This window comes from Streptomyces sp. NPDC043878 (assembly GCF_056435735.1).
Genome location: NZ_JBWKDW010000023.1, coordinates 67,874 through 88,522, shown reverse-complemented (window position 1 = coordinate 88,522; position 20,649 = coordinate 67,874). Strand labels below are relative to the sequence as shown.

The following is a 20,649-nucleotide window of genomic DNA, read 5'->3' as shown; positions in this document are numbered from 1 at the left end:
CATCCCACAGCACCCCCACCCCCCCCCCCCCCGCCCCCCACCCCCCCCCCCCCCCCCCCCCCCCCCCCCCCCCCGTCGCGCCGTCGTGGCGGCACGCCTCCGAACGCCGCCCCCTTCACGATTCGTACACTCGGGGGTCACCGCATGATCACATCCGGTATGCTCCAGGCGCTTCATTCGTACCACTGAGGGGGGATTTCTCATGCGTATGCGTCACACCCTGGCCGCGGTCGCCGCAGCGGGCACGCTGGCCGTCATAGCCGCCGGTCCCGCGCAGGCCACCGAGTACTCGTCCGCGCTGAAGCTCAAGGGCGTGCAGTACGACGCCCCGGGCAGCGACTCCAACAGGTGCAACGGCGGCAACACCAAGAACGAGTACCTGACCATCAAGAACTACTCCCGCACCAAGACCGTCAACCTCCTGGGCTATGTCGTCAAGGACGCCGCGGGCCACAGTTTCACCTTCGACGCCGGCCACAAGCTCGAGCCCGGTGACTATGTGAAGCTGCGCGGCGGCCGCGGTACCGACTCCGACGCCGGCAACGTCGTCTACCGCCAGAACTGCAACTTCATCTGGAACAACGACAGGGACACCATCTACCTGGTGAAGCCCACCGGTTCCCGGGCCGACGTCCACGCGTACACCAGGAGCGCCGACGACCGCGACGGCAACGGTTACATCAGCTTCCACGGCTGATTCCCGCCCCGCTCCGGTTCCGGCCGGCCGTGCCCCCCCCTCGCGCGACGACGCGGGAGGGGCAGCGCGCCGTCCGGCAGCCTGGGGCGTACGGTCGTCGCGCCTTGTGCAGTGCCTGCGCCCCCATCAACCACCGGGACGACTCGGGAAGCCCGCGCGCCGGCCACCGGGCCGACCTCGGCGCCCTGGACCGCGACCCGTTCGCCGCACAGGCCGAGTCCATCGCCGACACCCGCGTGCACCTCACGCACGTCGAAGGGGTCCGCGCCCACTCAGCGGCCAACGCCTGGGCCGACGAACCCGGTTGGCCACCCTGGCGGGGTCGCCCGCTTGCCCGTCGCGGTGGTGGTCGCCGGACCGGCCGGCGACGGAACGGCCTCGAACCGCTCCCGCCCTGCCGGCCGTCCGGCGCCCGCCTCAGCGCTCGCCGCTCGCGGAAGCCGGGTCCTGGGCGAGGCCGGCGTCCTCCGTGCGGGTCTCCGCGCGGCCGGAGTCACGTGCCGCGGCCACCATCACGGCGAGGCCGGACAGGACGATGCCGGCGCCGACGTACAGCGGAGCGGTATAGCCGAGACCGCTGCCGATGGCGAGGCCGCCGAGCCAGGCACCCACGGCGTTGCCGACGTTGGAGGCCGACACGTTGGCGCTCGCGGCCAGCGGCGCCCCGTGCGCGTGGTCGGTGACCCGGGTGATGAAGCCGGGAACACCGGCGAACCCGAACAGCCCCGTCAGGAAGACGAGGATCACCGACGCGACGGGGCTGGCCGCCAGCAGTCCGAACAGGGTGAGGGTGACGGCGAGACCGGCCAGCGACACGATCAGGGTGAGGTCGCGATCGCGGTCGGCGCCCCGGCCGCCGGCCAGGTTCCCGATCACCAGGCCGCTGCCGTACACCATGAGCAGCCAGGCGACATCGGTGCCGGAGAAGCCGGAGACCCGCGTGAAGGTGTACGCGAGGTAGGTGAACGCGCCGAACATCCCTCCGTAACCGAGCGCGGTGGCGGCGAGGGTCAGCCAGACCTGCCCGGAGCGGAACGCGCGCAGTTGGGCGCGCGGTCCGTCCGCCCGGGCACCTGCCGTACCGGAACTCCCGGGAGGATGGGCCCGGTTGTTTCCGCCTGCCCAGCCCGGTACCAGTACGGCGATGGCGACCGCGGCGAGGACACCGATGCCGGTGATCGCCCAGAAGGTGGCGCGCCAGCCCCACCGTTCGCCGATCAGGGCGCCGAACGGCACACCCAGCACGTTCGCGAGGGTGAGTCCGCCGAACATCACCGCCACCGCTCTCGACGCCCGTTCGGGGGTGACCATGCGTCGTGCGACCAGTGAGCCGATGCCGAAGAACGAGCCGTGGCACAGCGCCGCGACCACGCGTCCGAGCAGCATCACCGGATAGTCCGGCGCGAGGGCGGACAGGAGGTTGCCGACGACGAACAGGGCCACCAGTCCGACGAGGACCGCCTTGCGGGGCAGTCGGGCGGTGGCGGCGGTCACGAGGATCGCGCCGACCGCGACCGTCAGGGCGTACCCGGAGATCAGCCGGCCGGCCGCTGCCTCGGAGACCGCCAGGCTCCGCCCCACCTGCGGAAGCAGACCCGCGATCACGAACTCGGTGAGGCCGATCCCGAAGCTGCCGAGAGCGAGCGCGACAAGCCCGGCGGGCATCCGCCTTACGTGACCGGCCGGTTGGAGGTTCATCGCACCATTGTCGGGGGCGAGGGGGGAGTGCCCGAGCCCGGCCCGGCCGAGTCACCGGCCCGATCACCGCGAACGGACTCGCTTCCCCGTGGGGAGCAGCGAGGTCACCCGGGCTGCGTCCCCAGGTACACGGGCGAACCCGGCTGCGTCAGGTCAACAGCCCGGTGAGTGTGTCCGCGTTCACCATACGGGCGATGCGCCAGAGGCCGAGCCAGCTGTCGGGGAACACCGACTCGTCCACCAGGGCCGCGTGGACTCGCGCGTCCGGGTCGGCGCAGGCGTCCGCGCAGACCACGACCTCGTAACCGACGTCGTAGGCCCAGCGCGCGGTGGACAGCACCGTGCCGGAGGTGGCGACGCCGGACAGGACGATCCGGCGGATGCCGGCCGCCTGCAGGCGCTCGTGCAGATCGGTGGTGGCGAAGGCGCCCAGGGTGCGTTTGCCCAGCACCGGCTCGTCGTCGGCGGGGCCGAGCAGGGGGTGGAACCCCTCTCGCATGGCCTCGTGCGTGATGTGGAAGACGGGTGTGCCCGCCTTGCGGACGGCCGCCAGGGCGTACGCCGCCCGGTCGGCGACACCCGGGTCGTGGCTGTAGTTCTCGACGATGTGGGCGGCGTGGTCGAGCGCCAGGAAGGCGGTCGGGGTCGGGTCGGCTCCGTTGGTCAGGGTCATGGGAACTCGGCTTCCTTCATGAGGGGACCGGCGATGGTCGCGGGCGCGGCGCCTGGGGGACATCCGGGGTTCGGCCGCGAGACAGCCGGCGGCACGGAAACCCGGCCACCAGATGCGGAGAGAGCGCCCCGGTTAAGCTAGCATGAAACGGAGAGAGCGCCCCGTCTACTGTCCGGCTGGAGGAGAACGCATGGGAGACGTGCCGCGGCCGCTGCGAGCCGACGCCCGCCGCAACCGGGACCGACTGCTGGAGGTTGCGCGAACGGCGTTCGCCGCGGAGGGAGTTGCCGTGCCGCTCGATGAGATCGCGCGCCGGGCCGGCGTCGGACCGGGGACTCTGTACCGTCACTTCCCCACCAAGGAGTCACTGCTCGAAGCGGTCGTCCGTGAACGGCTCCGGCGCCTGGTCGAGCACGCCGAGACGTTGCGGCACAGCGAGGACCCGGCCGCGGCCCTGTTCACCGTGCTGGACCAGGTGGTCGGGGACGCGGCCGCGAAGGCCGATCTCGTCGACACCCTCGCGGGCGCCGGGGTCGAACCGCGGACGGCGCTGGCCACGGACGTCACCCGGCTCCACGAGGAGATCGGCCACCTCCTGGTCCGCGCCCAGGCCGACGGTGCCGTCCGCGGCGACATCACCGTCGCCGATCTCATGGCCGTGCTGGGCGGGGTGCTGTACGCCCTGCGCCACCTCGGTTCCGACGCCGCGCGGGAGCCCGTGCTGGCCGTGCTGTACGACGGGCTGCGGGCGACCGGCACCCGCCCGGCGGGCAGGTGACGCCGAGCGCCTGCCGGTGAGGCGAGCACCGGGCCGTCGTGGCATCGGCGCGGCAGCCGACGGGCGCCTGGTCGCCGTACCCCACCGAGAAGTCGGACCTCACCGGGTTGGCTCAGCGGATCGCCGTCAGGCCCGCGCGGGGTAGCGGCCGTCCACGCGGGTCGCCCTCAAGTCCGGTTGGTGTGACGGCCGTCGGGTACTGACCGCCGTCAAGTCCGCGCGCGGGGTAGGGCTGTCCCCACAGATCTCCGTCAAGTCCAGGCCGCGTACCGGCCGTCCACTCGGATCGCCTCGATCCCGCTGACGTACCGGGCCCCGCAGCGGTCCTGCGGCAGGACGAGTTGGGCGCCGGCGCGGTCGAGCGGGGTCTCGTCGAGGGTCACCGCGAGCAGCACGGGGGCGCGGCCGAAGTCCGGGTCGATCTCCGCCCAGGACAGCACCGCGTGGTGGCCGTCCGCTCCGCGTACGGCGATCAGGAAGCGCAGCCGGTCCTTGCGGCGGGCGGGGTCGAAGACGGGCCCCGCCGCCGTGAGGACCTCGTGCAGGAGCGGCCCGGTGAAGCGGTGGTGCTGGACACCGCTGGTGGCACACTCGAAGCTGACCTGGGCCCGGTGCTGCGGCCAGGCGAGCAGGTCGGGCACGGTCAGGCGGGCCGGACGCTCCAGTTCGCCGGTGAGGGCGAGCTCGGCCGCCGTTCCGGGCGCGGTGTCGGCAGCGGCAAGGGACTGACTCACGGGCTACCACCTCCCGCAGGACCGTACCCGGGTTCCCCCACCGTACAAACGCACATGCCATGCCAGTCGGACGATGATCCAGCTCATGCGAAGCAACAGATGACTTTGCCCTCGCATCTGCGGCATTATCATCGGCACATGCACAGCTACCGGACCGGAGACGCCCCGCCGCACCGGGTGTCGGCGCCGACACCGGCCGGTCCCCGGTCGACGGCGGGCGACCGACCGCCGGGCGCGGCTTACCGGGCCACCGGATCCTCCGCGGGCCGGACCGCGCCACCTCCGCCCGGCGGTTGCCGGGACGACGCCGACTGTCGTCGTCGAGAGACCGTAGACGTGTCCGTCAGGACCAGAGGGAGTTCACCCGTGATGACCCGTTCCGCTCGCCGGACCCGCCGGACCCTGCAGGTGACCGGCGTGGGCGCCGCCGCCCTGCTGGCCCTGAGCGCCTGTTCGTCCTCCGACTCGGACTCCTCCAAGGCATCGGACCCCTCCGCGTCGGCCTCCGCCTCCACCAGAATCTCGGGCGAGGTGACCGTGTTCGCCGCGGCCTCGCTGAAGGAGAGCTTCACGACGCTGGGCAAGGACTTCGAGAAGGCGCACCCGGGGACGAAGGTGACCTTCAGCTTCGGCGGCAGCGACGCCCTCGCCGCGAGCATCACCGGAGGCGCACCCGCCGACGTGTTCGCGGCGGCCAGCCCCAAGACGATGGCGATCGTGACGGACAAGGGGGACGCGCAGGGCACCCCCGCCACCTTCGTGCGCAACCAGCTGGAGATCGCCACCCTGCCGGGCAACCCCGACAAGATCGCCTCGCTGAAGGACCTCACCAAGCCGGGCCTGAAGGTCGTGCTGTGCGACAAGACGGTGCCGTGCGGCGCCGCCGCCCAGAAGGCCCTCGACGCGAGCAAGCTGAAGCTCACCCCCGTCTCCTACGAGCAGGACGTCAAGTCCGCCCTGAACAAGGTCGTCCTGAAGGAGGCCGACGCCGCGGTCGTCTACAAGACCGACGTGAAGGCCGCGGGTGACAAGGTGGTGGGCGTGGACTTCCCCGAATCGACCGACGCCGTCAACGACTACCCGATCACCCTCCTCAAGGACTCCCCGAACGCGGCCGCCGCCAAGGCGTTCATCGCGCTGGTGCGGTCCGCCGAGGGGCAGCAGGTCCTGACCGGGGCCGGGTTCCTCAAGCCGTGACCTCCCCGTCCGGCCCCACGTCCCGGGACAGGGCGGGCGCCGCGGACACCCTGACCGGTGGCCCGCGGCGCCGCCGCGTCCGGAGCGGCGCCCCGCTGCCCCTTCTGCTGCCCGCACTGGTCGGGCTGACGTTCCTGGCCCTCCCCCTCGTCGCCCTGCTGATCCGGGCCCCCTGGCGCAGCATGCCCGACCTGCTGACCAGCACCGAGGTCTGGCAGGCGCTCCAGCTGTCCCTCCTGTGCGCGACCGCGGCGACCGCCCTGAGTCTCCTGCTCGGGGTGCCGCTGGCATGGCTGCTGGCACGGGTCGAGTTCCCCGGGCGGGGCGTCGTGCGCGCCCTGGTGACGCTTCCGCTCGTGCTGCCACCGGTGGTCGGTGGTGTCGCCCTGCTGATGGCGCTGGGCCGCAACGGCGTCCTGGGACGGTGGCTGGACTCCTGGTTCGGGATCACCCTGCCGTTCACCACCGCCGGGGTCGTGGTCGCGGAGGCCTTCGTCGCGATGCCGTTCCTGGTGATCAGCGTCGAAGGCACCCTGCGGGCCGCCGACCCGCGCTACGAGGAGGCCGCGACGACACTGGGCGCCTCCCGCTTCACCGCGTTCCGCCGGGTCACCCTGCCGCTCATCGCCCCCGGCATCGCGGCCGGCGCGGTCCTGGCGTGGGCGCGGGCGCTCGGTGAGTTCGGCGCGACGATCACCTTCGCCGGCAACTTCCCCGGCCGTACCCAGACGATGCCCCTCGCCGTCTACCTCGCCCTCCAGAACGACCCGGAGGCGGCGATCGCCCTGAGCCTGGTCCTGCTCGCCGTGTCGATCGCGGTGCTCGCGGGACTGCGCGACCGGTGGATGACCGTCTCATGACCGGCACCGGCAAGACCCTGCGAGCCGGGCGGAACGCCGCCGGCACCCCCGGACCGGCCGGTGCGGGACTCGACGTCCACCTGTTCGTGGAGCGCGGCTCCTTCCGCCTCGACCTGGCGCTGACCGCGGCGCCCGGTGACGTCGTGGCCCTGCTCGGCCCCAACGGCGCCGGCAAGACGACCGCCCTGCGCGCGCTCGCCGGCCTCGTCCCGCTCACCGGCGGCCATCTCCGGCTGGACGGAACGGAGTTGGACCGCACGCCACCGGAGTCCCGCCCGGTCGGCGTCGTCTTCCAGGACTACCTGCTCTTCCCGCACCTGTCCGCGCTCGACAACGTGGCCTTCGGACCCCGCTGCCACGGGGTGGGCAAGGCGGAGGCCCGCGCCCAGGCCGCCGAGTGGCTGGACCGGATGGGCCTCGCCGACCAGGCCAGGGCCAAACCCCGGCGCCTCTCCGGAGGCCAGGCCCAGCGCGTCGCGCTCGCCCGGGCCCTGGCCACCCGTCCCCGGCTGCTGCTCCTCGACGAGCCCCTCGCCGCTCTCGACGCCCGCACGCGGCTCGACGTACGGGCCCAACTCCGCCACCACCTGGCGGACTTCGAGGCGGTCGCCGTACTCGTCACCCACGATCCGCTGGACGCCATGGTCCTGGCCGACCACCTCGTGGTCATCGAGGACGGCCGCATCGTCCAGGAGGGCACGCCGGCCGACATCGCCCGCCACCCGCGCACCGACTACATCGCCCATCTCGTCGGCCTCAACCTGTACCGGGGGCAGGCCCGGGGACACACGGTGCACATCGAGGACGGCCCCGGCATCACGACCACGGAGGACCTCACCGGCCCGGTCTTCGTGGCCTTCCCGCCCAGCGCGGTCACCCTGCACCGGGAGCGGCCCACGGGCTCCAGCGCCCGCAACCTGTGGCGCTGCGAGGTCGCCGGCCTGGACACCCACGGCGACCAGATCCGCGCCGCCCTGACCGGCGAACTGCCCCTGGCGGCCGACCTCACCACGGTGGCCGCCGCCGAACTCGACCTGCGCACCGGAGCGACGGTGTGGGCGACGGTCAAGGCCGCCCAGACCCACGCCTACCCCGCCTGACGGCTTCGCCACGGGCACGCTCCCCGGCCCACCCGGCCGGCGGGTGAGCGGCCGACCGGTGGGGTAAGCGGCCGGCGGGGTGAGCGGCCGGTGGGGCGTGCCACCGCTCGCCCTGCCCCGGCTACGCCGCCGCGGACGCCGCGTCCGGTTGAGCTGAGGCTTGAGGAAGGAGCCCGACCTGGCCATCAGGTCTGCGGGGACGCAGGAGCCCTTCTCGTCGTTGCCGGCGTCCCGGTTCGGGTGGTGCTCCGCGCGCGGATCGGGCCACCATGCCCACGCGGGTGGACCGCGGCGCCTGCGTCACGCGCGACCTCGCCACGGCCGCGCAGAGAGCGCACCCCGCGTCATCTCGGCCCCTCTCCAATGTACCGTCTGGTCCAGCAAACTTGAGTGACGACGTCCCCGGGCGCATATCCCCCGGGCGCCGCTTCAGGCGTCCCGAGCGGACTGGGGGCTGGGTCGGTTCGACACGTCGTCCCGTCACGGGAGAGATGCGATGCCACGACCACCGGGTCATGGGCCGGACTTCGAGGTCCGCCGCCGGAAGATCATCGACACGGCCGCCGAGTTGTTCGCCCGCCAGGGCTACGCGTCGACCTCGGTCAACGACCTGGGCCGTGCGGTGGGGCTCGCCAAGGGAGCGCTGTACTACTACATCGGCTCCAAGGAGAACCTGCTGATCGAGATCCAGGCGCGGGTCATGAGCCCGCTGCTGTCGCGGGCGCGCCAGATCGCCGAGGTCGACGCGGACCCGCTGCTACGGCTGCGGCTGCTGTCCGAGACGCTGCTGACGATCATCTTCCGCCGGCTCGACCACGTCTGGGTCTACGAGCACGACTACCGCAGTCTCACCGGCGACGAGTTGCAGACGCTGCTGAGCCAGCGTTCCGACTTCGAGCACCTGATCACCGGTCTGCTGATCGAGGCCGCCGACCAGGGCAGCTTCCGTCTGGTCGAACCGACCCTGGCCGGCCTGCAGTTCCTCAACCTGCACAACCACACGTACCAGTGGGTGAAGCCGGGTGGCCGGTGGGACCCCGCCTACCTGTCCCGCGAGTACTGCACGACACTGTTCCGCGGGTTCGGCGCCGTCGACGACGACCTGCGCGCCACCGAGGAGCGGGCCGCGGTGTTCAAGCGCGACCGGCCGGAGCTGCCCCTCGACCCCGAGGCCGCGTGGGAGCCTGCCGCCGTGGAGCAATGACCCGAACCCGTGGCGCTCCCTGGCGCACCGTGGGCATCTGGTCCTCCCTGAAATGCGGTCCTCCCTGATCCCGAGATCCCGAGGAGCAGGCGCCTCGGGCTGGCCGCGGTCGGACAGGCGGCCCGAGACACGCGGAGCCGGGGGTGGCGGATCGGCCGCCCCCGGCTCCACAGGTTCGCACGACGGCCGCCGGTTGCCGGCCTGCGGGAGCCTCCCGCTGGACAGATAGTCTGCGCGCAGATAATCTGTACGCAGAAAGTCAGTCGGAGAGCCGGGGAGACATCTGATGTGGACGTACGAGCACAGCACTGAGACCGACGCCGCGCCCGAGGCGATCTGGCGGCTGTGGGCCGATGTCGAGAACTGGGGCAAGTGGAACGCCGACATCGAGTCCATCGAGATCAGCGGACCGTTCACGGCGGGCACCGAGATCGTGATGAACCCGGCCGGACCGGAGCCGGTACGCCTGCGCGTCGCCGAGGCACGACCCGGCGAACTGTTCGTCGACGAGGCGCAGTTCGACGGCCTGGTGCTGCGCACGGTCCACCGGCTCGACGCGGGAGAGCGTCTGCGTACCCGGGTGACGTACCGCATGGAGATCACCGGTGCCGCGGCCGACGGACTCGGCCCCGACATCGGTCCCGCCGTGACCGCCGACTGGCCCGCCACCATGGCCGCCCTCGTCGAACGAGCGCTCGACTGATGTCCCTCGCTCCGGGCGAGAGCCCCGGCTTCCTGCTCTGGCACGCCACCCTGCGCTGGCAGCGCGTCGTCGCCGCCGCGCTCGCGCCGCTCGGCCTCACCCACGTCCAGTTCGTGCTGCTGGCCTGCACCTGGTGGCTCAACGGGCAGGGTGAGCACCCCAACCAGCTGGCCCTCGCCCGGCAGGCGGGCACCGATGTCAAGATGACCTCGCAAGTACTGCGCGCCCTGGAGAACAAGGGCTTGATCGAGCGCGAGGTCGACCCCTCCGACACCCGTGCGAAACGGCTGCGGGTCACCGACGCCGGCGCCGCACTCGCGCCACGCGCGGTCGCCGCCGCCGAGGAGGCCGACGCGCTCTTCTTCCAGCCGGTCGCCGTCGACGCCACGATCGACCTGCTCGGCCGCCTGGCCGGCCGCGAGGACTGAGCACACGGACACTCGACCAGGCCGCGGTGTACGCATCGACTGGGCCAAGACCACGCTGCACGACCGGCATCGACCGCAGTTGGGTACTCGACGCGAAAGGGCCGGCTCCCTGCCGGGAGCCGGCCCTTTCGCGCTGCGCGCCGCCGCGCACCTGCGGAAGTGTCACCCGGACGTCGAAGGACAGCCGGCTCTCAAGGCCGTCCACAGCCATGCGCGTGTGCTCGGGCGGGTCTGCCGGACCCGTCACATTCTCCGCCCGGCGTTCGTCAGAGGAGTGACGACAGCACAACGGATGCGAGAAGGGTGCAGACATGGAAGCTCAGCGGACCGCGGCACGGACCGCCACGGGCTCGCGCATGCCCAACCCGATGAAACTCGTCCCCGAACTCGGGGCGGTGTCCAGGGCGTTGTTCAAGGCGGTCGGCAACGGATCCGTGCCGCAGACCACCATCGACCTCGTGCAGCTGCGCGCCGGGCAGATCGTCGGCAACACCTACCTGACCGTCATGCACACCGGGAGCCTGCGCAGGGCCGGCCAACCCGAGGAGCGGATCTCGGCGGTCGCCTCCTGGCAGGACGCGCCCTGCTTCAACGACGCCGAGCACATCGCGCTGGCCCTGACGGAAGCGGTGCTCCAGCCGTCGGTGCACCACGAACGGGTCCCGGACGAGCTCTACGCCCGCGCGGCCCAGCACTACGACGACACGGCGCTGGCCACCCTGACGATCGCGATCGGCCAGGTCGGCTTCTTCGCGCCGCTCGCGCTCGTCGGCAAACCGCTGCCGGGCGTGAAGCCGTCCGAGCAGTGGACGTGACGACACGGCAACCGGCGCTGCGCGTCGGCATGTTCCGCTCGAACGGCCCGGCCCGGCTCGGCACGGGCCAGGCGTGGCCGAACGGGCCATGCGCGGCCGAACGGGCCATGCGCGGCCGTGATCAGTGGCGCGACGCCTGGAAGTCGTACACCGTGAAATCGGCGACCGGCAGGTAACCGATCCGCAGATAGAGGCCGTTGCTGGTGGCGTTGGACAGGTCCGCGAACAGCACGACCTCTCGCGCGCCCGCGGCCCGGGCCGCCCGGCTCACCTCGGCCGCCACGGCGCCGGCATAGCCGCGCCCACGGAGGTGGGCCGGGGTGTAGACGGGCCCCACCCGGACCTGGCCGGCGGTCTCGGGGGTCACCCCCGCCATGGCGACGGGGGTGCCGTCCGGCGTCTCCCAGAACGTGAAGTGTCTGCCGGCGAGGCGCGCTTCGGTCCAGAGGTCGTCGTCCACAGGCGGCACCTCTCCGACGGCGACGGCGAACTCGCGGTTCCAGAGCGCGAGTTGCTCGCGATCCCGGTCGCCCGCGATGCGGCTGCGGCCGGCCGGGGAGGGCTGCGGCGGGGTGAGTGTGCCGAGACGGTACAGGCGGAGCCGTTCGCGGAGGACCGGTGTCGCTCCGGTGTGCCGCCGCCAGGCCCCGGCGAACGCGGTGGCGGTGTCGTGCTCCGCGCTGACGCCGGGGAGTGGGTCGCCGAGGCCGGCCAGGCGGACGGCGAGGGTGTCGGCCTGCTCAGGGGTGAGGGAGGTGATGTTCAGGCGGTGGGGCGGGGTACGGAAGAAGGTGGCGTGGACCTCGCCCGCCTGTTCCAACCGTCCGAAGACCGGGGCCTCGGTGCTGTAGACGTCCGTTCCGCGGGTGCGCAGGGTCGCGGTCACCGTCAGCGGGACGGTGTGCAGGGCGGGCCGCGCGTGCAGGAATTCCCCGGCTCGGTCGAGGAAGGCGTCGGGGTCTTCGGTGAGGTGCCAGTCGTCCGGGCGCATGCCTCATGATTCCTCACGTCGCCGACAATGTCCCGGGATTTTCCTGCGGGGAGGCGGATGCGCAGGCGGACGGATGGTCCCGGCGGGTCGCCGCGCAGGCGTCTCCCCCGCACGAGCGCACGAGTGCGGCCGACGCCCGTGACCCCCGGGCAGCATGATCGTTACTCCGGGCGCCGAGGCCACCGTACGAGGCCGGTCATCGGTGTCTGGCCGGCCGCGTCCCGGTCCGAGGTGCGCGCGTCGTCGACGGAGAGGAACAGTACGAGTGAGCGGGTGGATCACAGTCGGTCTCGGAGCCGCTGCCGCACTCTGTCCCCTGCCGGGCCACATCGGGACCGCCGTGGTCATCGACACGACCCCCACCACGGCGCACCTGGTGGTGTGCGCGGCCGACACCTGGGTCGAGATCACCACCTTTGCCGGGCAGGCGGCACCGAAGACCCCGGCGCCGACTGCCGCACCCCCGTCGACTCCAGCCGAAGAACAGGCGCCGCGCGCCACCGTCCCCCCGGCGCCCCCCGGCGTCGCGGGCCGGCCCCACCCCGGTCCGCCGGCGGCTCCGCCCTCTCCCGCCGCCGTACGGCGTCCACCCGCGGCCGAGCCACCGGCGGCCGTCGACAACCTCCCCGATGCCCCGGAAGCCACCGACGCCGAGGCTCCGGCGCCGCGTCCCGCACCGCGTGCCGCCGCCTTCCGGTGGGTGCCCCGCTTCCATTACGGCGGTCGCCCGGCACGTCCCGCTCCGGCGGGCATGTCCACCATGACGACCACCGTCGTGATCACCACCCCGGCCGTCCTGGCCGCCGCCGCGCTGCGCCCGGGCTCCCGGCGCCGCGGCAACCGCTGACCCGCCCGCGGGTCACACCACCCGTCGCCCGTCCGTCCGTCCGTCCGCCCTGGAGTCCCGCTGTGCCGGAATGGCTGATCTACACCCTGGCCTGTGCACTGGTCTGCGCATTCGTCATCGCCGCCACCGTGATGCGCCACCGGCGCGTCGCCGACGACGAGGACACCTCTCAGACGCCCGACGTCCTGGAGTACATGGTGATGATGGTCGGTGTCGTCTACGCCATCGTCCTGGGCCTGGCCATCGCCGGCGTCTGGGAGGCACGCGGCGCCGCCGAGGACACCGTCCAGCGTGAGGCGCAGGCTCTGTACGAGATCGACCAGCGTCTCGATGTCTACCCCGCCGCCTTCCACACGCAGGTACGACAGGACATCGACGCCTACGCCCGGCATGCCGTCGCCACCGAGTGGCCGGCCATGGAGGAGGACCGGCGGATCGACGCCACCGGCGGCGGACTGCTGACCCGCATCCGCGGCGACATCGCCCACCGCACACCCGCCGACGAACTGCAGGCGCAGGCGTACCAGCCGCTCCTGGACCAGGTCGCCGCCGCGGACGACGCGCGTCACCAGCGCCTCGACAGCGCCGGCACGACCCTGCCCGGCGTGGTCTGGTTCGGCCTGATCGCCGGCGGCATGGTCACCCTCGGGCTGCTCTACGCCCTGCAGATCCGCCGCTCGGCCCGCGAGCTCGTGCTGGCCACGGCGTTCAGCGCCCTGGTGGTCTTCCTGCTCTTCCTGGTGTGGAGCTTCGACGCCCCGTTCGGCCACTCCGGGGCCGACTCGGCCCAGCCTCTGCGGGAGCTCTACGCGAGCGTCGCGTCCTGACGTCGGACCGGTCCCACCAGGTGCCGGGCCCGGTCGAGGAAGGGCGTGAAGATCTCCTCCACCCGGCCGTCGGGAGGCTCGTGCCACGCATGGTCCGCGCCCGGCACCGTGACCAGCTCGACCTGCGCTCCCGCGTCCTCCAGGCGCGCGGCAAGGTGCCTGCTGTGGGCGCGGTCGGCCATGGAGTCGTCCGTGCCGTGCGCCGGCAGGAAGGACGGGGAACCTGCGCGAACCAGCGCCAAGGGACGTGCTGTACAGGCGAGTTGGCCCGCCCGAGCCGGGGCGCCCGGAGGGCCGGCGGCCCCGCTCCCCGGCGCCGGTCGGTTCAGGCCGTGAGCCAGTCGCGGTAGCGCGTCGTCGCGATGCGGGAGCCGTCGGGTGTGGTCAGGACATCACCCTTGACGACGGCGAACATTCCCGCGGTGTCGTCGGTGACGACCTGACGCCCGTCCTTGCCCGCGGCGACGGTGACGCGCCCCAGCTCGTCGAGGGCGAAGACCTCGGGGCCCCCGATGTTCAGGATGCCGTTGAGCGGCGCGCCCGCGGCGACCTCGGCGACGACCCCCGCGACCTCGGCCGCGGCGATGGGCTGGATCGGGGTGCGCGGCAGCCGGACGGTGTCGCCGTCCGCGGTCCAGGCGAGGATCGCGTCGACGAACTCCATGAACTGCGTGGCCCGCACCACGGAGTACGGCAGGCCGCCGGCCTGGAGCACCTCTTCCTGGAGGAGCTTCGCCCGGTAGTAGTCCAGTTCGGGCACCCCGTCGACGCCGACGATGGACAGGACGGCCACATGCCCGACGCCCGCCGACCGGCTCGCCTTCAGCAGGTTGTCCGTCGACGTCCGGAAGAACTCCGGCGAGGCCGCGTCGAACGTGGGCGAGTTCGTCAGGTTGACGACCGCCTCCGCACCGGCGAGCGCGTCGTCGAGGCCCGCGCCGGTGATGAGGTCCACCCCCGTCGACAGGGACAGCGCCGTCGCCTCGTGTCCCTGCTGGTTCAGGCGGGCGACCACCTGGGATCCGATCAGGCCCGTGCCGCCGACAACCGCGATCTTCATGACCGTTCCTTCCGTCGCGCCCTCGCGCCGGGCCCGGGTGACGCTCTCGGATGGAGCGCACCGCCCTCGATCCCGGATACTTTCTATCCGGGATCATACTCGGATACAAAGTGTCCGAGTCAAGCGTCTGGGTAAGGTGAGCCACGTGAAGATGTCCGGCGGGGTCGAGTGGGCGCTGCACTGCTGTGTCGTACTGACCTCGGTGCGCGAGCCGGTACCGGCCGCCCGTCTGGCCCAACTGCACGAGGTCTCCCCCACCTACCTCGCCAAGCAGCTCCAGGCCCTCTCCCGCGCCGGACTGATCCACTCGGTGCAGGGCAAGTCGGGGGGCTACGCGCTCACCCGCTCCCCCGAACTGATCACGGTCCTGGACGTGGTGGACGCCGTGGACGGACCGGCCCCCGCCTTCGTGTGCACGGAGATACGCCAGCGCGGGCCCATGGCGACCCCGGCCGAGGCGTGCACCACTCCCTGCGCCATCTCGCGCGCCATGGCCTCCGCCGAGACCGCGCGCCGTGACGCACTCAGGGCGGTCTCGGTCGCCGACCTGGCCCGCAGCGTGGAGACCGACAACGGCACGGGCGCACTGGCCGGCATAGGCACCTGGCTGCGCACACCAACCGGCTGACGTACGACGGTGACCCTCCCCCCGGCTGTCCCGCCCCGCCGGCTGCACGCCGGAGGGCGGCGACACGACGACGGAGCCGTCGTCCACCGCTCGTGACCGGCACGTCAGACTGTGCGGATGAACGACTACCGCCCGGTGCACCGGAGCCCCGCCCCCGCGTCGTACGGACGCCTCCAGGTACGGGAAGCCGACCTCGGTCCCGCCGACTGGCTCACCGAACCAGCCTCCGGCAGCGCGGAGTTCGGCACGGTGGCCGCCATCGCCGCGCCGGGATTCGCCGCCTACGCCCGCATCCTGCATCCGGCCTCGCTGGACGAACGACCGGTGCGATGGGACACGGTGGCCGCCGCCCGGGGGCGCGGAACGGCGCCGCACACCCAGTGGCACGAGCTCATCGGGATGGAGCGCTTCTACCAGAACGCGTCCGACTACGGCATGCCCGGCGTCTGGGACGAGCATCCGGCGGAAGGTCCGACTCCGCCCGTCGTCGCCCGGCACCTCGTTCCGCTCCTCACCCGGCACACCCGGACCGCCGAGCAGTGCTGGTTCGGCCTGTGGCACGGTTACGGACGGTGGGACTTCGGCCGGTTCCCCACCTTCCCCACGCCCGGCCGGGACGAGGTCCTGCTCACCGGCCCGCTGTCCGACGTCCTGTCCCCCGTGGACGCCGACGAGTTCACCGAGCTTCCCGACCTGTGGTGGCCGCAGGACCGGGCCTGGTGCCTGGGCGGCGACGTGGACCTCGTCAGCACCTACGTGGGCGGCACGACCGCACTAGTCGACGACCTCCTGGCCGCCCCGGACCTCGAGGCGCACCCCGTCGCGCCCGGCGACCCGGTCAGCTGACACCCGGCGAACCGGGCGACCCGGCCGGCGCCCCGCGTCCGGCACATCCGCCGGGTCGTTCCGGTGACCGAGCCGTCGCTCTCCGGATGCGGCCTCCCGTCGGCGGGCGCACACTGACCGCGTGACCGGAACGCACACGAAACGTGACGAGAGTACGCTCGGTGACGGAGGCGCAGCCTCCCAGACGTTGGCGCTCGCGGCCATGATGTTCGCCGTGTCGATGACGTTCATCGACCAGACGATCGTGTCGATCGCCGCCCCCGACATCGTCTCCGAACTCGGGCTGACCACCTCGGGCATGCAGTGGGTGGTCAACGCCTACCTGCTGTCGCTGGCCGCGTTCTTCGCCCTCGGCGGTCGTGTCGCCGACCTGTGGGGACCGCGCCGGGTCGTCGTGGTCGGCACCCTGGTCTTCGTCGTCTCGTCGGCCCTGTGCGGCTGCGTGCCCAAGGGCGACTACGCGCTGACCTGGCTGATCGTCTTCCGCGCCACGCAGGGGCTGGGCGCCGCGCTGCTCTTCCCGGCGGCGCTCGCCGTGGTCGTGGCCGTGTTCCCCGTGGAGCGGCGGGGACGAGCCCTCGCCCTGTTCTTCGGCCTGACCGGCGCCCTCACCGCCCTGGGACCGGTGCTCGGCGGCTGGCTCACCTCGTGGACCTGGCGGGCGATCTTCTGGGTCAACGTGCCTGTCGCGATCATCGCGCTGATCCTCACCGCGCTCGCCCACATCTCCGACCGCCGGCGCGACGAGTCGCTCGACGTCGTCGGCGCGCTGCTGATCGCCGTCGGCATGGGCACGAGTGTGCTCGGTTTCCAGCAGGCGTCGGCCTGGGGCTGGGACAGCGTGGCGACCTGGGCCTGCATCGTCGGCGGACTCGTCGTCCTCTACGTCTTCTGCCGCTACGAGCTGCGCACCCGCCACCCGCTGATCAACCTGGCGGTCTTCCGCGACCGCGCGTTCACCGTGGACTCGCTGGTGCTCTTCTTCGCCATGCTGGCGTTCGTCCCGCTGTTCTTCTTCGCCTCGGTCTACGCCCAGGTCTCCCTGAGCGCCTCCCCCAACCAGGCCGGCCTCTACCTGCTGTACTTCTTCGTCGGGTTCGCCGTCGCGTCCCAGTGGGGCGGCCGCATCCTCGACAAGCAGGGCGCCCGCCCCGCGCTGAAGATCGGCTGCGTGGTCGGCGCCATCGGGTTCGCGCTCTGGGCCGGCAAGCTCACCGACCTGTCCATGCACGACCAGTGGCCCTACGCCGCACTGGCCGGCGCGGGCATCGGATTCATCCTCGCCCCGGCCTCCACCGACGCCGTGAACCGCTCGATCGACGCCTCCTACGGCGAGGTCACCGGCATCACGCAGACCGTGCGCAACTACGCGGCGAGCATCGGCCTGGCCGTCTTCGGCACGATGCTGACGCACACCATGACCGACAACGTCGAGAACACCCTCCACCAGCGCGGAGTGCCCGCGGAGACCGCGCACGCCGTTTCCCGCGACGTGGCGGAGGCGGTCACCGGCAACGCGGACGCCCGGACCCCCACGGGCAACGGCCCGGCAGCCACGGCGATGCGCGACTCCATGTCCGCGATCCGCATGGACTTCGCCGAGGCCAACCAGTGGGTCTTCTACGGCATGGCCGTGGCCCTGGGTGTCGCCTTCCTCTGCGCCCTGCGCCACCCCGGCGGCCGCGGCCCGGTCGGCGAGGGGAACCCGGCGCGAGCCGCCGAGCACGCGTGAGCGCGGGACCCGGCGGCCCTCACGGTTCTACGCCGGCTCGCCGGGAGTGCCCGTCCAGGGCCAGTACTCGAAGCCGTTGCCGCTGTACCAGTCGAGGCGGGTGCTGCCGCAGGAGCCGCTGTGGAAGTCCAGGAAATCCCAGTTGACCGCCTTGATGGACCTCTTGGGGAAGGTCACGGAGATCTCCGTGGTGACGGCGCCCCGGGCGGGGATCGTTCCCAGCGACAGGTTACCGGAGTTCCACAGCGGCAGTGAGCCGTTGGTCTTCTTGTTCCAGTGCAGGCTCATCGTGTGCCAGTGCGCCGTGCCGACGCGCCACCGCACGGTGGGGGCGGGCCCCCGCTTGTTCAGGAGGTTGCCGATGGCGAAGACGTAGGTGGCCTTGGTCAGTGCCACCCTCTCGGTGTCCCGCACGCGGATGCGGGCGTACAGCGGCACCCCGGGGCGGCGCGCGGTGGGCACCGCCGAACCAGCGGTGTCGGAGGCCGTGACCGCTCCGTCTCGGCAGTCGTAGGCGGCGGTTGACGCGCCCTGTGCGTGAGCGGTCGTGGTGGCGACGGTGCCGGGCAGCGCGCTGAGAACGCCCGCCGTGGCAGCGGCGAACACTCTTCGGCGCAGGGTGGTTCTCAAGAAGTCCCCCTCGTTGTTCTGATCATGTGCGCGGATCCTAGCGAGCCGGCCACCGCCCTGTGTCCCAGCGGTCGCACCTGGTCAAAGCTTTACGTGGCCGCCCCGGCCGGCCGCCGTCGAGCCCCACGCCTACCGCGCCGGGCGGCTTTCCCGGCGCTGCGGTGACCCCCGGTGTGCGGGTCGGTCCGGCCGGCCGGGGCCGGACCGGCCGCTGGTAAAATGGGCGCACGCTTCGACTTCGCCGGGGTCCGTACCAGGGGTACGGACCCCGGCGTGTTCCGGGCGCCGGATCAGGAAGGTTCCCCATGAACACGAAGCCCTCGGCCTCCGGGCACTCACCCACCGGCGAGTCCCGGCCGGCCACAGCGTCACAGGGTGAGCCGGCGACCCCGCAGCCGGCGCAGCCCGGCCTGCCGCCGGTCGAGTCGTTCGACGCGCTCGGGCTGCCGCCGGAGCTGACGCGGACGATGACCGGCCTCGGGGTCACACAACCCTTCCCCATCCAGGCCGCGACCCTGCCCAACGCGCTGGCCGGCCGTGACGTCCTCGGCCGTGCGCGGACCGGGTCCGGCAAGACGCTCGCCTTCGGGCTCGCGCTGCTCGTCCGGACGGCGGGCCGACGCGCGGAGCCGAAGCGGCCGCTCGCGCTGGTCCTGGTGCCGACCCGGGAACTCGCGCAGCAGGTGAGCGACGCGCTGACACCGTACGCGCGGACACTCGACGTACGACTGGCGACCGTGGTCGGCGGCCTGTCGATCAACCGGCAGACGGCGCTGCTGCGGGCCGGAGCCGAGGTGGTGATCGCGACGCCGGGGCGGCTGACCGACCTCGTGTCGCGCCGCGACTGTCACCTGAACCAGGTGCGGATCACGGTGCTGGACGAGGCGGACCAGATGTGCGACCTGGGTTTCCTGCCGCAGGTCTCCGAGCTCCTGGAGCAGGTACGCCCCGACGGGCAGCGGCTTCTGTTCTCGGCCACGCTCGACCACGACGTCGACCGGTTGGTGCGCCGTTACCTGCACGACCCGGTGCTCGCCTCCCTCGACCGGGTGGCCGGTTCGGTCACCACGATGGAACACCACGTGCTGAACATTCACCCCGCCGACAAGTACGCGACCGCGACCGAGATCGCCGCGCGGGACGGCCGGGTGCTGATGTTCCTCGACACGAAGGCCGGCGCCGACCAGTTCACCCGGCACCTGCGGGCCAGCGGCGTCCGGGCCTCCGCCCTGCACAGCGGGAAGTCGCAGCCCCAACGCACGCACACGCTCGCCCAGTTCAAGGACGGCGCGATCACCGTGCTGGTGGCCACCAACGTGGCGGCGCGGGGCATCCACATCGACGCGCTCGACCTCGTCGTGAACGTCGACCCGCCGGCCGACGCCAAGGAGTACCTGCACCGCGCCGGGCGTACGGCGCGTGCCGGCGAGTCCGGGAGGGTCGTCACGCTGGTCACCCCGAACCAACGGCGTGACGTGAACCGGATGATGTTGGAGGCGGGGGTGAGGCCGACGGTCACCCAGGTCCGCTCCGGCGAGGAGAAACTGACCACGATCACCGGGGCGAAGCGACCGCCGGCCGGCGCGAAACCGACCGGCAACGCCCCGTTCCGGGGCATGGGCACCCGTCCGGGCCGTCCCGCGAAGGAGTCCCGCAAGGCCGCCGACGCCCGCAAGGCGGCGGAGGCCCGCGCGGCCGCCCGGGTACGCAAGAGCCGCTGACCGACCGGACACCACCGGGACCGGCGAGCCGCCTCGTTCACGCCGCCGCGGCCTTCCGTACGGCTGCGAGGTGGGGCGGCGGCGCGTGCCGGCGTCCTTGCGCGGCGCGGACGGCGAGGGGTGCGGGCAGGCCCGTGAGCGCGGCGCTCCCGGCGCGCCCGGTCCGCTGTCGCCGAGGCGTCTCCGGGTCCTTACAGTGGGCTCGACACCGAGGAGGCGTGGACATGGACCAAGATCAGATCCTGGCCAGGATCACCGCGATGGTCGAAGCCGAGCGCAGGCTCCGCGGCGCGCTCGCGGCCGGGGAGATCGACAGCGCCACCGAGCACGAGCGGCTCGGTGAACTGGAGCGCGAACTCGACCAGTGCTGGGACCTGTTGCGCCAGCGGCGCGCCAAGTCGGAGTTCGGCGAGGACCCGGGCGAGGCCCGCGTCCGCCCCCAGTCAGAGGTCGAGGGCTACCAGAGCTGATCGCGGTCCG

At 72.5% G+C, this 20,649-nt stretch carries 23 protein-coding genes; 16 read left to right on the top strand and 7 right to left on the bottom strand.

The window, feature by feature from the left end:
• Positions 1–202 precede the first annotated feature (202 nt).
• Positions 203–697 (top strand): lamin tail domain-containing protein, encoded by a 495-nt coding sequence (locus AC07AZ_RS28330; protein WP_478852580.1) that lies wholly within the window; start codon positions 203–205, stop codon positions 695–697.
• Positions 698–1,114: 417 nt separating this feature from the next.
• On the opposite strand, the gene AC07AZ_RS28325 is transcribed toward AC07AZ_RS28330, so the two are convergent.
• Positions 1,115–2,362, bottom strand: coding sequence for an MFS transporter (locus tag AC07AZ_RS28325; RefSeq protein ID WP_478852705.1), 1,248 nt, complete (start codon positions 2,360–2,362; stop codon positions 1,115–1,117).
• Between the two features lie 181 nt (positions 2,363–2,543).
• A complete protein-coding gene (locus tag AC07AZ_RS28320; protein WP_478852578.1) occupies positions 2,544–3,068 on the bottom strand; it encodes a cysteine hydrolase family protein in 525 nt (174 codons plus the stop codon).
• A gap of 190 nt (positions 3,069–3,258) precedes the next feature.
• On the opposite strand from AC07AZ_RS28320, the gene AC07AZ_RS28315 reads away from it, so the two are divergent.
• Positions 3,259–3,846 (top strand): TetR/AcrR family transcriptional regulator, encoded by a 588-nt coding sequence (locus tag AC07AZ_RS28315; RefSeq protein WP_478852576.1) that lies wholly within the window; start codon positions 3,259–3,261, stop codon positions 3,844–3,846.
• A gap of 251 nt (positions 3,847–4,097) precedes the next feature.
• Here AC07AZ_RS28315 and AC07AZ_RS28310 read toward each other — a convergent pair whose 3' ends face one another.
• On the bottom strand, positions 4,098–4,580 hold the full coding sequence (locus tag AC07AZ_RS28310) for a molybdopterin-dependent oxidoreductase (protein WP_478852574.1): 483 nt from the start codon (positions 4,578–4,580) through the stop codon (positions 4,098–4,100).
• 369 nt (positions 4,581–4,949) lie between these two features.
• Here AC07AZ_RS28310 and modA point away from each other — a divergent pair, with 369 nt between their 5' ends.
• The 7 genes from modA (at position 4,950) to AC07AZ_RS28275 (ending at position 10,887) form a co-directional block, all read left to right on the top strand.
• Positions 4,950–5,777, top strand: a complete 828-nt coding sequence (gene modA / locus AC07AZ_RS28305; protein WP_478852572.1) for a molybdate ABC transporter substrate-binding protein — start codon at positions 4,950–4,952, stop codon at positions 5,775–5,777.
• The gene (modB, locus tag AC07AZ_RS28300) at positions 5,774–6,637 is read left to right on the top strand and encodes a molybdate ABC transporter permease subunit (RefSeq protein WP_478852570.1); all 864 of its coding nucleotides are present in this window, start codon (positions 5,774–5,776) and stop codon (positions 6,635–6,637) included. Before modA ends, modB begins: the two co-directional genes overlap by 4 nt.
• Positions 6,634–7,737 (top strand): ABC transporter ATP-binding protein, encoded by a 1,104-nt coding sequence (locus tag AC07AZ_RS28295; RefSeq protein WP_478852568.1) that lies wholly within the window; start codon positions 6,634–6,636, stop codon positions 7,735–7,737. The genes modB and AC07AZ_RS28295 overlap by 4 nt, the downstream gene beginning before the upstream one ends.
• Before the next feature lie 496 nt (positions 7,738–8,233).
• Positions 8,234–8,941, top strand: a complete 708-nt coding sequence (locus AC07AZ_RS28290; RefSeq protein WP_478852566.1) for a TetR/AcrR family transcriptional regulator — start codon at positions 8,234–8,236, stop codon at positions 8,939–8,941.
• A 286-nt stretch (positions 8,942–9,227) separates the two neighbouring features.
• Positions 9,228–9,644, top strand: coding sequence for an SRPBCC family protein (locus AC07AZ_RS28285; RefSeq protein WP_478852564.1), 417 nt, complete (start codon positions 9,228–9,230; stop codon positions 9,642–9,644).
• The gene (locus AC07AZ_RS28280; protein ID WP_478852562.1) at positions 9,644–10,072 is read left to right on the top strand and encodes a MarR family winged helix-turn-helix transcriptional regulator; all 429 of its coding nucleotides are present in this window, start codon (positions 9,644–9,646) and stop codon (positions 10,070–10,072) included. Before AC07AZ_RS28285 ends, AC07AZ_RS28280 begins: the two co-directional genes overlap by 1 nt.
• Before the next feature lie 311 nt (positions 10,073–10,383).
• Positions 10,384–10,887, top strand: coding sequence for a carboxymuconolactone decarboxylase family protein (locus tag AC07AZ_RS28275; protein ID WP_478852560.1), 504 nt, complete (start codon positions 10,384–10,386; stop codon positions 10,885–10,887).
• Positions 10,888–11,008: 121 nt separating this feature from the next.
• Here the strand turns inward: AC07AZ_RS28275 and AC07AZ_RS28270 are convergent, their stop codons facing one another.
• Entirely contained in the window at positions 11,009–11,878 is an 870-nt protein-coding gene (locus AC07AZ_RS28270) for a GNAT family N-acetyltransferase (RefSeq protein ID WP_478852558.1), read from the bottom strand.
• Positions 11,879–12,218: 340 nt separating this feature from the next.
• On the opposite strand from AC07AZ_RS28270, the gene AC07AZ_RS28265 reads away from it, so the two are divergent.
• Positions 12,219–12,725, top strand: coding sequence for a hypothetical protein (locus AC07AZ_RS28265; protein ID WP_478852556.1), 507 nt, complete (start codon positions 12,219–12,221; stop codon positions 12,723–12,725).
• 62 nt (positions 12,726–12,787) lie between these two features.
• Positions 12,788–13,552, top strand: a complete 765-nt coding sequence (locus AC07AZ_RS28260) for a bestrophin-like domain (protein WP_478852554.1) — start codon at positions 12,788–12,790, stop codon at positions 13,550–13,552.
• Here the strand turns inward: AC07AZ_RS28260 and AC07AZ_RS28255 are convergent.
• Complete coding sequence (locus AC07AZ_RS28255) at positions 13,531–13,794, bottom strand: alpha/beta hydrolase family protein (protein WP_478852552.1); 264 nt, start codon at positions 13,792–13,794, stop codon at positions 13,531–13,533. The two genes, AC07AZ_RS28260 and AC07AZ_RS28255, sit on opposite strands and share 22 nt — an antisense overlap.
• Positions 13,795–13,877: 83 nt before the next feature.
• Positions 13,878–14,612 (bottom strand): SDR family oxidoreductase, encoded by a 735-nt coding sequence (locus AC07AZ_RS28250; protein ID WP_478852550.1) that lies wholly within the window; start codon positions 14,610–14,612, stop codon positions 13,878–13,880.
• Positions 14,613–14,763: 151 nt separating this feature from the next.
• On the opposite strand from AC07AZ_RS28250, the gene AC07AZ_RS28245 reads away from it, so the two are divergent.
• The 3 genes from AC07AZ_RS28245 to AC07AZ_RS28235 all read left to right on the top strand — a co-directional run bounded on the left by AC07AZ_RS28245 (position 14,764) and on the right by AC07AZ_RS28235 (position 17,818).
• The gene (locus tag AC07AZ_RS28245; protein WP_478852703.1) at positions 14,764–15,240 is read left to right on the top strand and encodes an RrF2 family transcriptional regulator; all 477 of its coding nucleotides are present in this window, start codon (positions 14,764–14,766) and stop codon (positions 15,238–15,240) included.
• A gap of 117 nt (positions 15,241–15,357) precedes the next feature.
• Positions 15,358–16,086 carry a hypothetical protein gene (locus AC07AZ_RS28240; RefSeq protein ID WP_478852548.1) on the top strand — a complete coding sequence of 243 codons (729 nt, stop codon included), beginning with the start codon at positions 15,358–15,360 and terminating at the stop codon, positions 16,084–16,086.
• Positions 16,087–16,288: 202 nt separating this feature from the next.
• The gene (locus tag AC07AZ_RS28235) at positions 16,289–17,818 is read left to right on the top strand and encodes an MFS transporter (RefSeq protein ID WP_478852701.1); all 1,530 of its coding nucleotides are present in this window, start codon (positions 16,289–16,291) and stop codon (positions 17,816–17,818) included.
• Between the two features lie 27 nt (positions 17,819–17,845).
• Here the strand turns inward: AC07AZ_RS28235 and AC07AZ_RS28230 are convergent, their stop codons facing one another.
• Entirely contained in the window at positions 17,846–18,448 is a 603-nt protein-coding gene (locus tag AC07AZ_RS28230; RefSeq protein WP_478852546.1) for a hypothetical protein, read from the bottom strand.
• A gap of 305 nt (positions 18,449–18,753) precedes the next feature.
• Here AC07AZ_RS28230 and AC07AZ_RS28225 point away from each other — a divergent pair, with 305 nt between their 5' ends.
• Together AC07AZ_RS28225 and AC07AZ_RS28220 are read left to right on the top strand one after the other, a co-directional pair.
• Positions 18,754–20,169, top strand: a complete 1,416-nt coding sequence (locus AC07AZ_RS28225; protein ID WP_478852544.1) for a DEAD/DEAH box helicase — start codon at positions 18,754–18,756, stop codon at positions 20,167–20,169.
• A gap of 224 nt (positions 20,170–20,393) precedes the next feature.
• The gene (locus tag AC07AZ_RS28220) at positions 20,394–20,639 is read left to right on the top strand and encodes a DUF2630 family protein (RefSeq protein ID WP_478852542.1); all 246 of its coding nucleotides are present in this window, start codon (positions 20,394–20,396) and stop codon (positions 20,637–20,639) included.
• The last annotated feature ends 10 nt before the right edge of the window (positions 20,640–20,649 follow it).

Coding starts and splice junctions, on each gene's coding strand:
- AC07AZ_RS28290 (WP_478852566.1), top strand. CDS start 8,234: ATGCCACGACCACCGGGTCATGGGCCGGACTTCGAGGTCCGCCGCCGG.
- AC07AZ_RS28275 (WP_478852560.1), top strand. CDS start 10,384: ATGGAAGCTCAGCGGACCGCGGCACGGACCGCCACGGGCTCGCGCATG.
- AC07AZ_RS28325 (WP_478852705.1), bottom strand. CDS start 2,362: ATGCCCGCCGGGCTTGTCGCGCTCGCTCTCGGCAGCTTCGGGATCGGC.
- AC07AZ_RS28315 (WP_478852576.1), top strand. CDS start 3,259: ATGGGAGACGTGCCGCGGCCGCTGCGAGCCGACGCCCGCCGCAACCGG.
- AC07AZ_RS28320 (WP_478852578.1), bottom strand. CDS start 3,068: ATGACCCTGACCAACGGAGCCGACCCGACCCCGACCGCCTTCCTGGCG.
- AC07AZ_RS28250 (WP_478852550.1), bottom strand. CDS start 14,612: ATGAAGATCGCGGTTGTCGGCGGCACGGGCCTGATCGGATCCCAGGTG.
- AC07AZ_RS28235 (WP_478852701.1), top strand. CDS start 16,289: ATGATGTTCGCCGTGTCGATGACGTTCATCGACCAGACGATCGTGTCG.
- AC07AZ_RS28285 (WP_478852564.1), top strand. CDS start 9,228: ATGTGGACGTACGAGCACAGCACTGAGACCGACGCCGCGCCCGAGGCG.
- AC07AZ_RS28225 (WP_478852544.1), top strand. CDS start 18,754: ATGAACACGAAGCCCTCGGCCTCCGGGCACTCACCCACCGGCGAGTCC.
- AC07AZ_RS28295 (WP_478852568.1), top strand. CDS start 6,634: ATGACCGGCACCGGCAAGACCCTGCGAGCCGGGCGGAACGCCGCCGGC.
- modA (WP_478852572.1), top strand. CDS start 4,950: ATGACCCGTTCCGCTCGCCGGACCCGCCGGACCCTGCAGGTGACCGGC.
- AC07AZ_RS28270 (WP_478852558.1), bottom strand. CDS start 11,878: ATGCGCCCGGACGACTGGCACCTCACCGAAGACCCCGACGCCTTCCTC.
- AC07AZ_RS28220 (WP_478852542.1), top strand. CDS start 20,394: ATGGACCAAGATCAGATCCTGGCCAGGATCACCGCGATGGTCGAAGCC.
- AC07AZ_RS28245 (WP_478852703.1), top strand. CDS start 14,764: ATGTCCGGCGGGGTCGAGTGGGCGCTGCACTGCTGTGTCGTACTGACC.
- AC07AZ_RS28330 (WP_478852580.1), top strand. CDS start 203: ATGCGTATGCGTCACACCCTGGCCGCGGTCGCCGCAGCGGGCACGCTG.
- AC07AZ_RS28240 (WP_478852548.1), top strand. CDS start 15,358: ATGAACGACTACCGCCCGGTGCACCGGAGCCCCGCCCCCGCGTCGTAC.
- AC07AZ_RS28280 (WP_478852562.1), top strand. CDS start 9,644: ATGTCCCTCGCTCCGGGCGAGAGCCCCGGCTTCCTGCTCTGGCACGCC.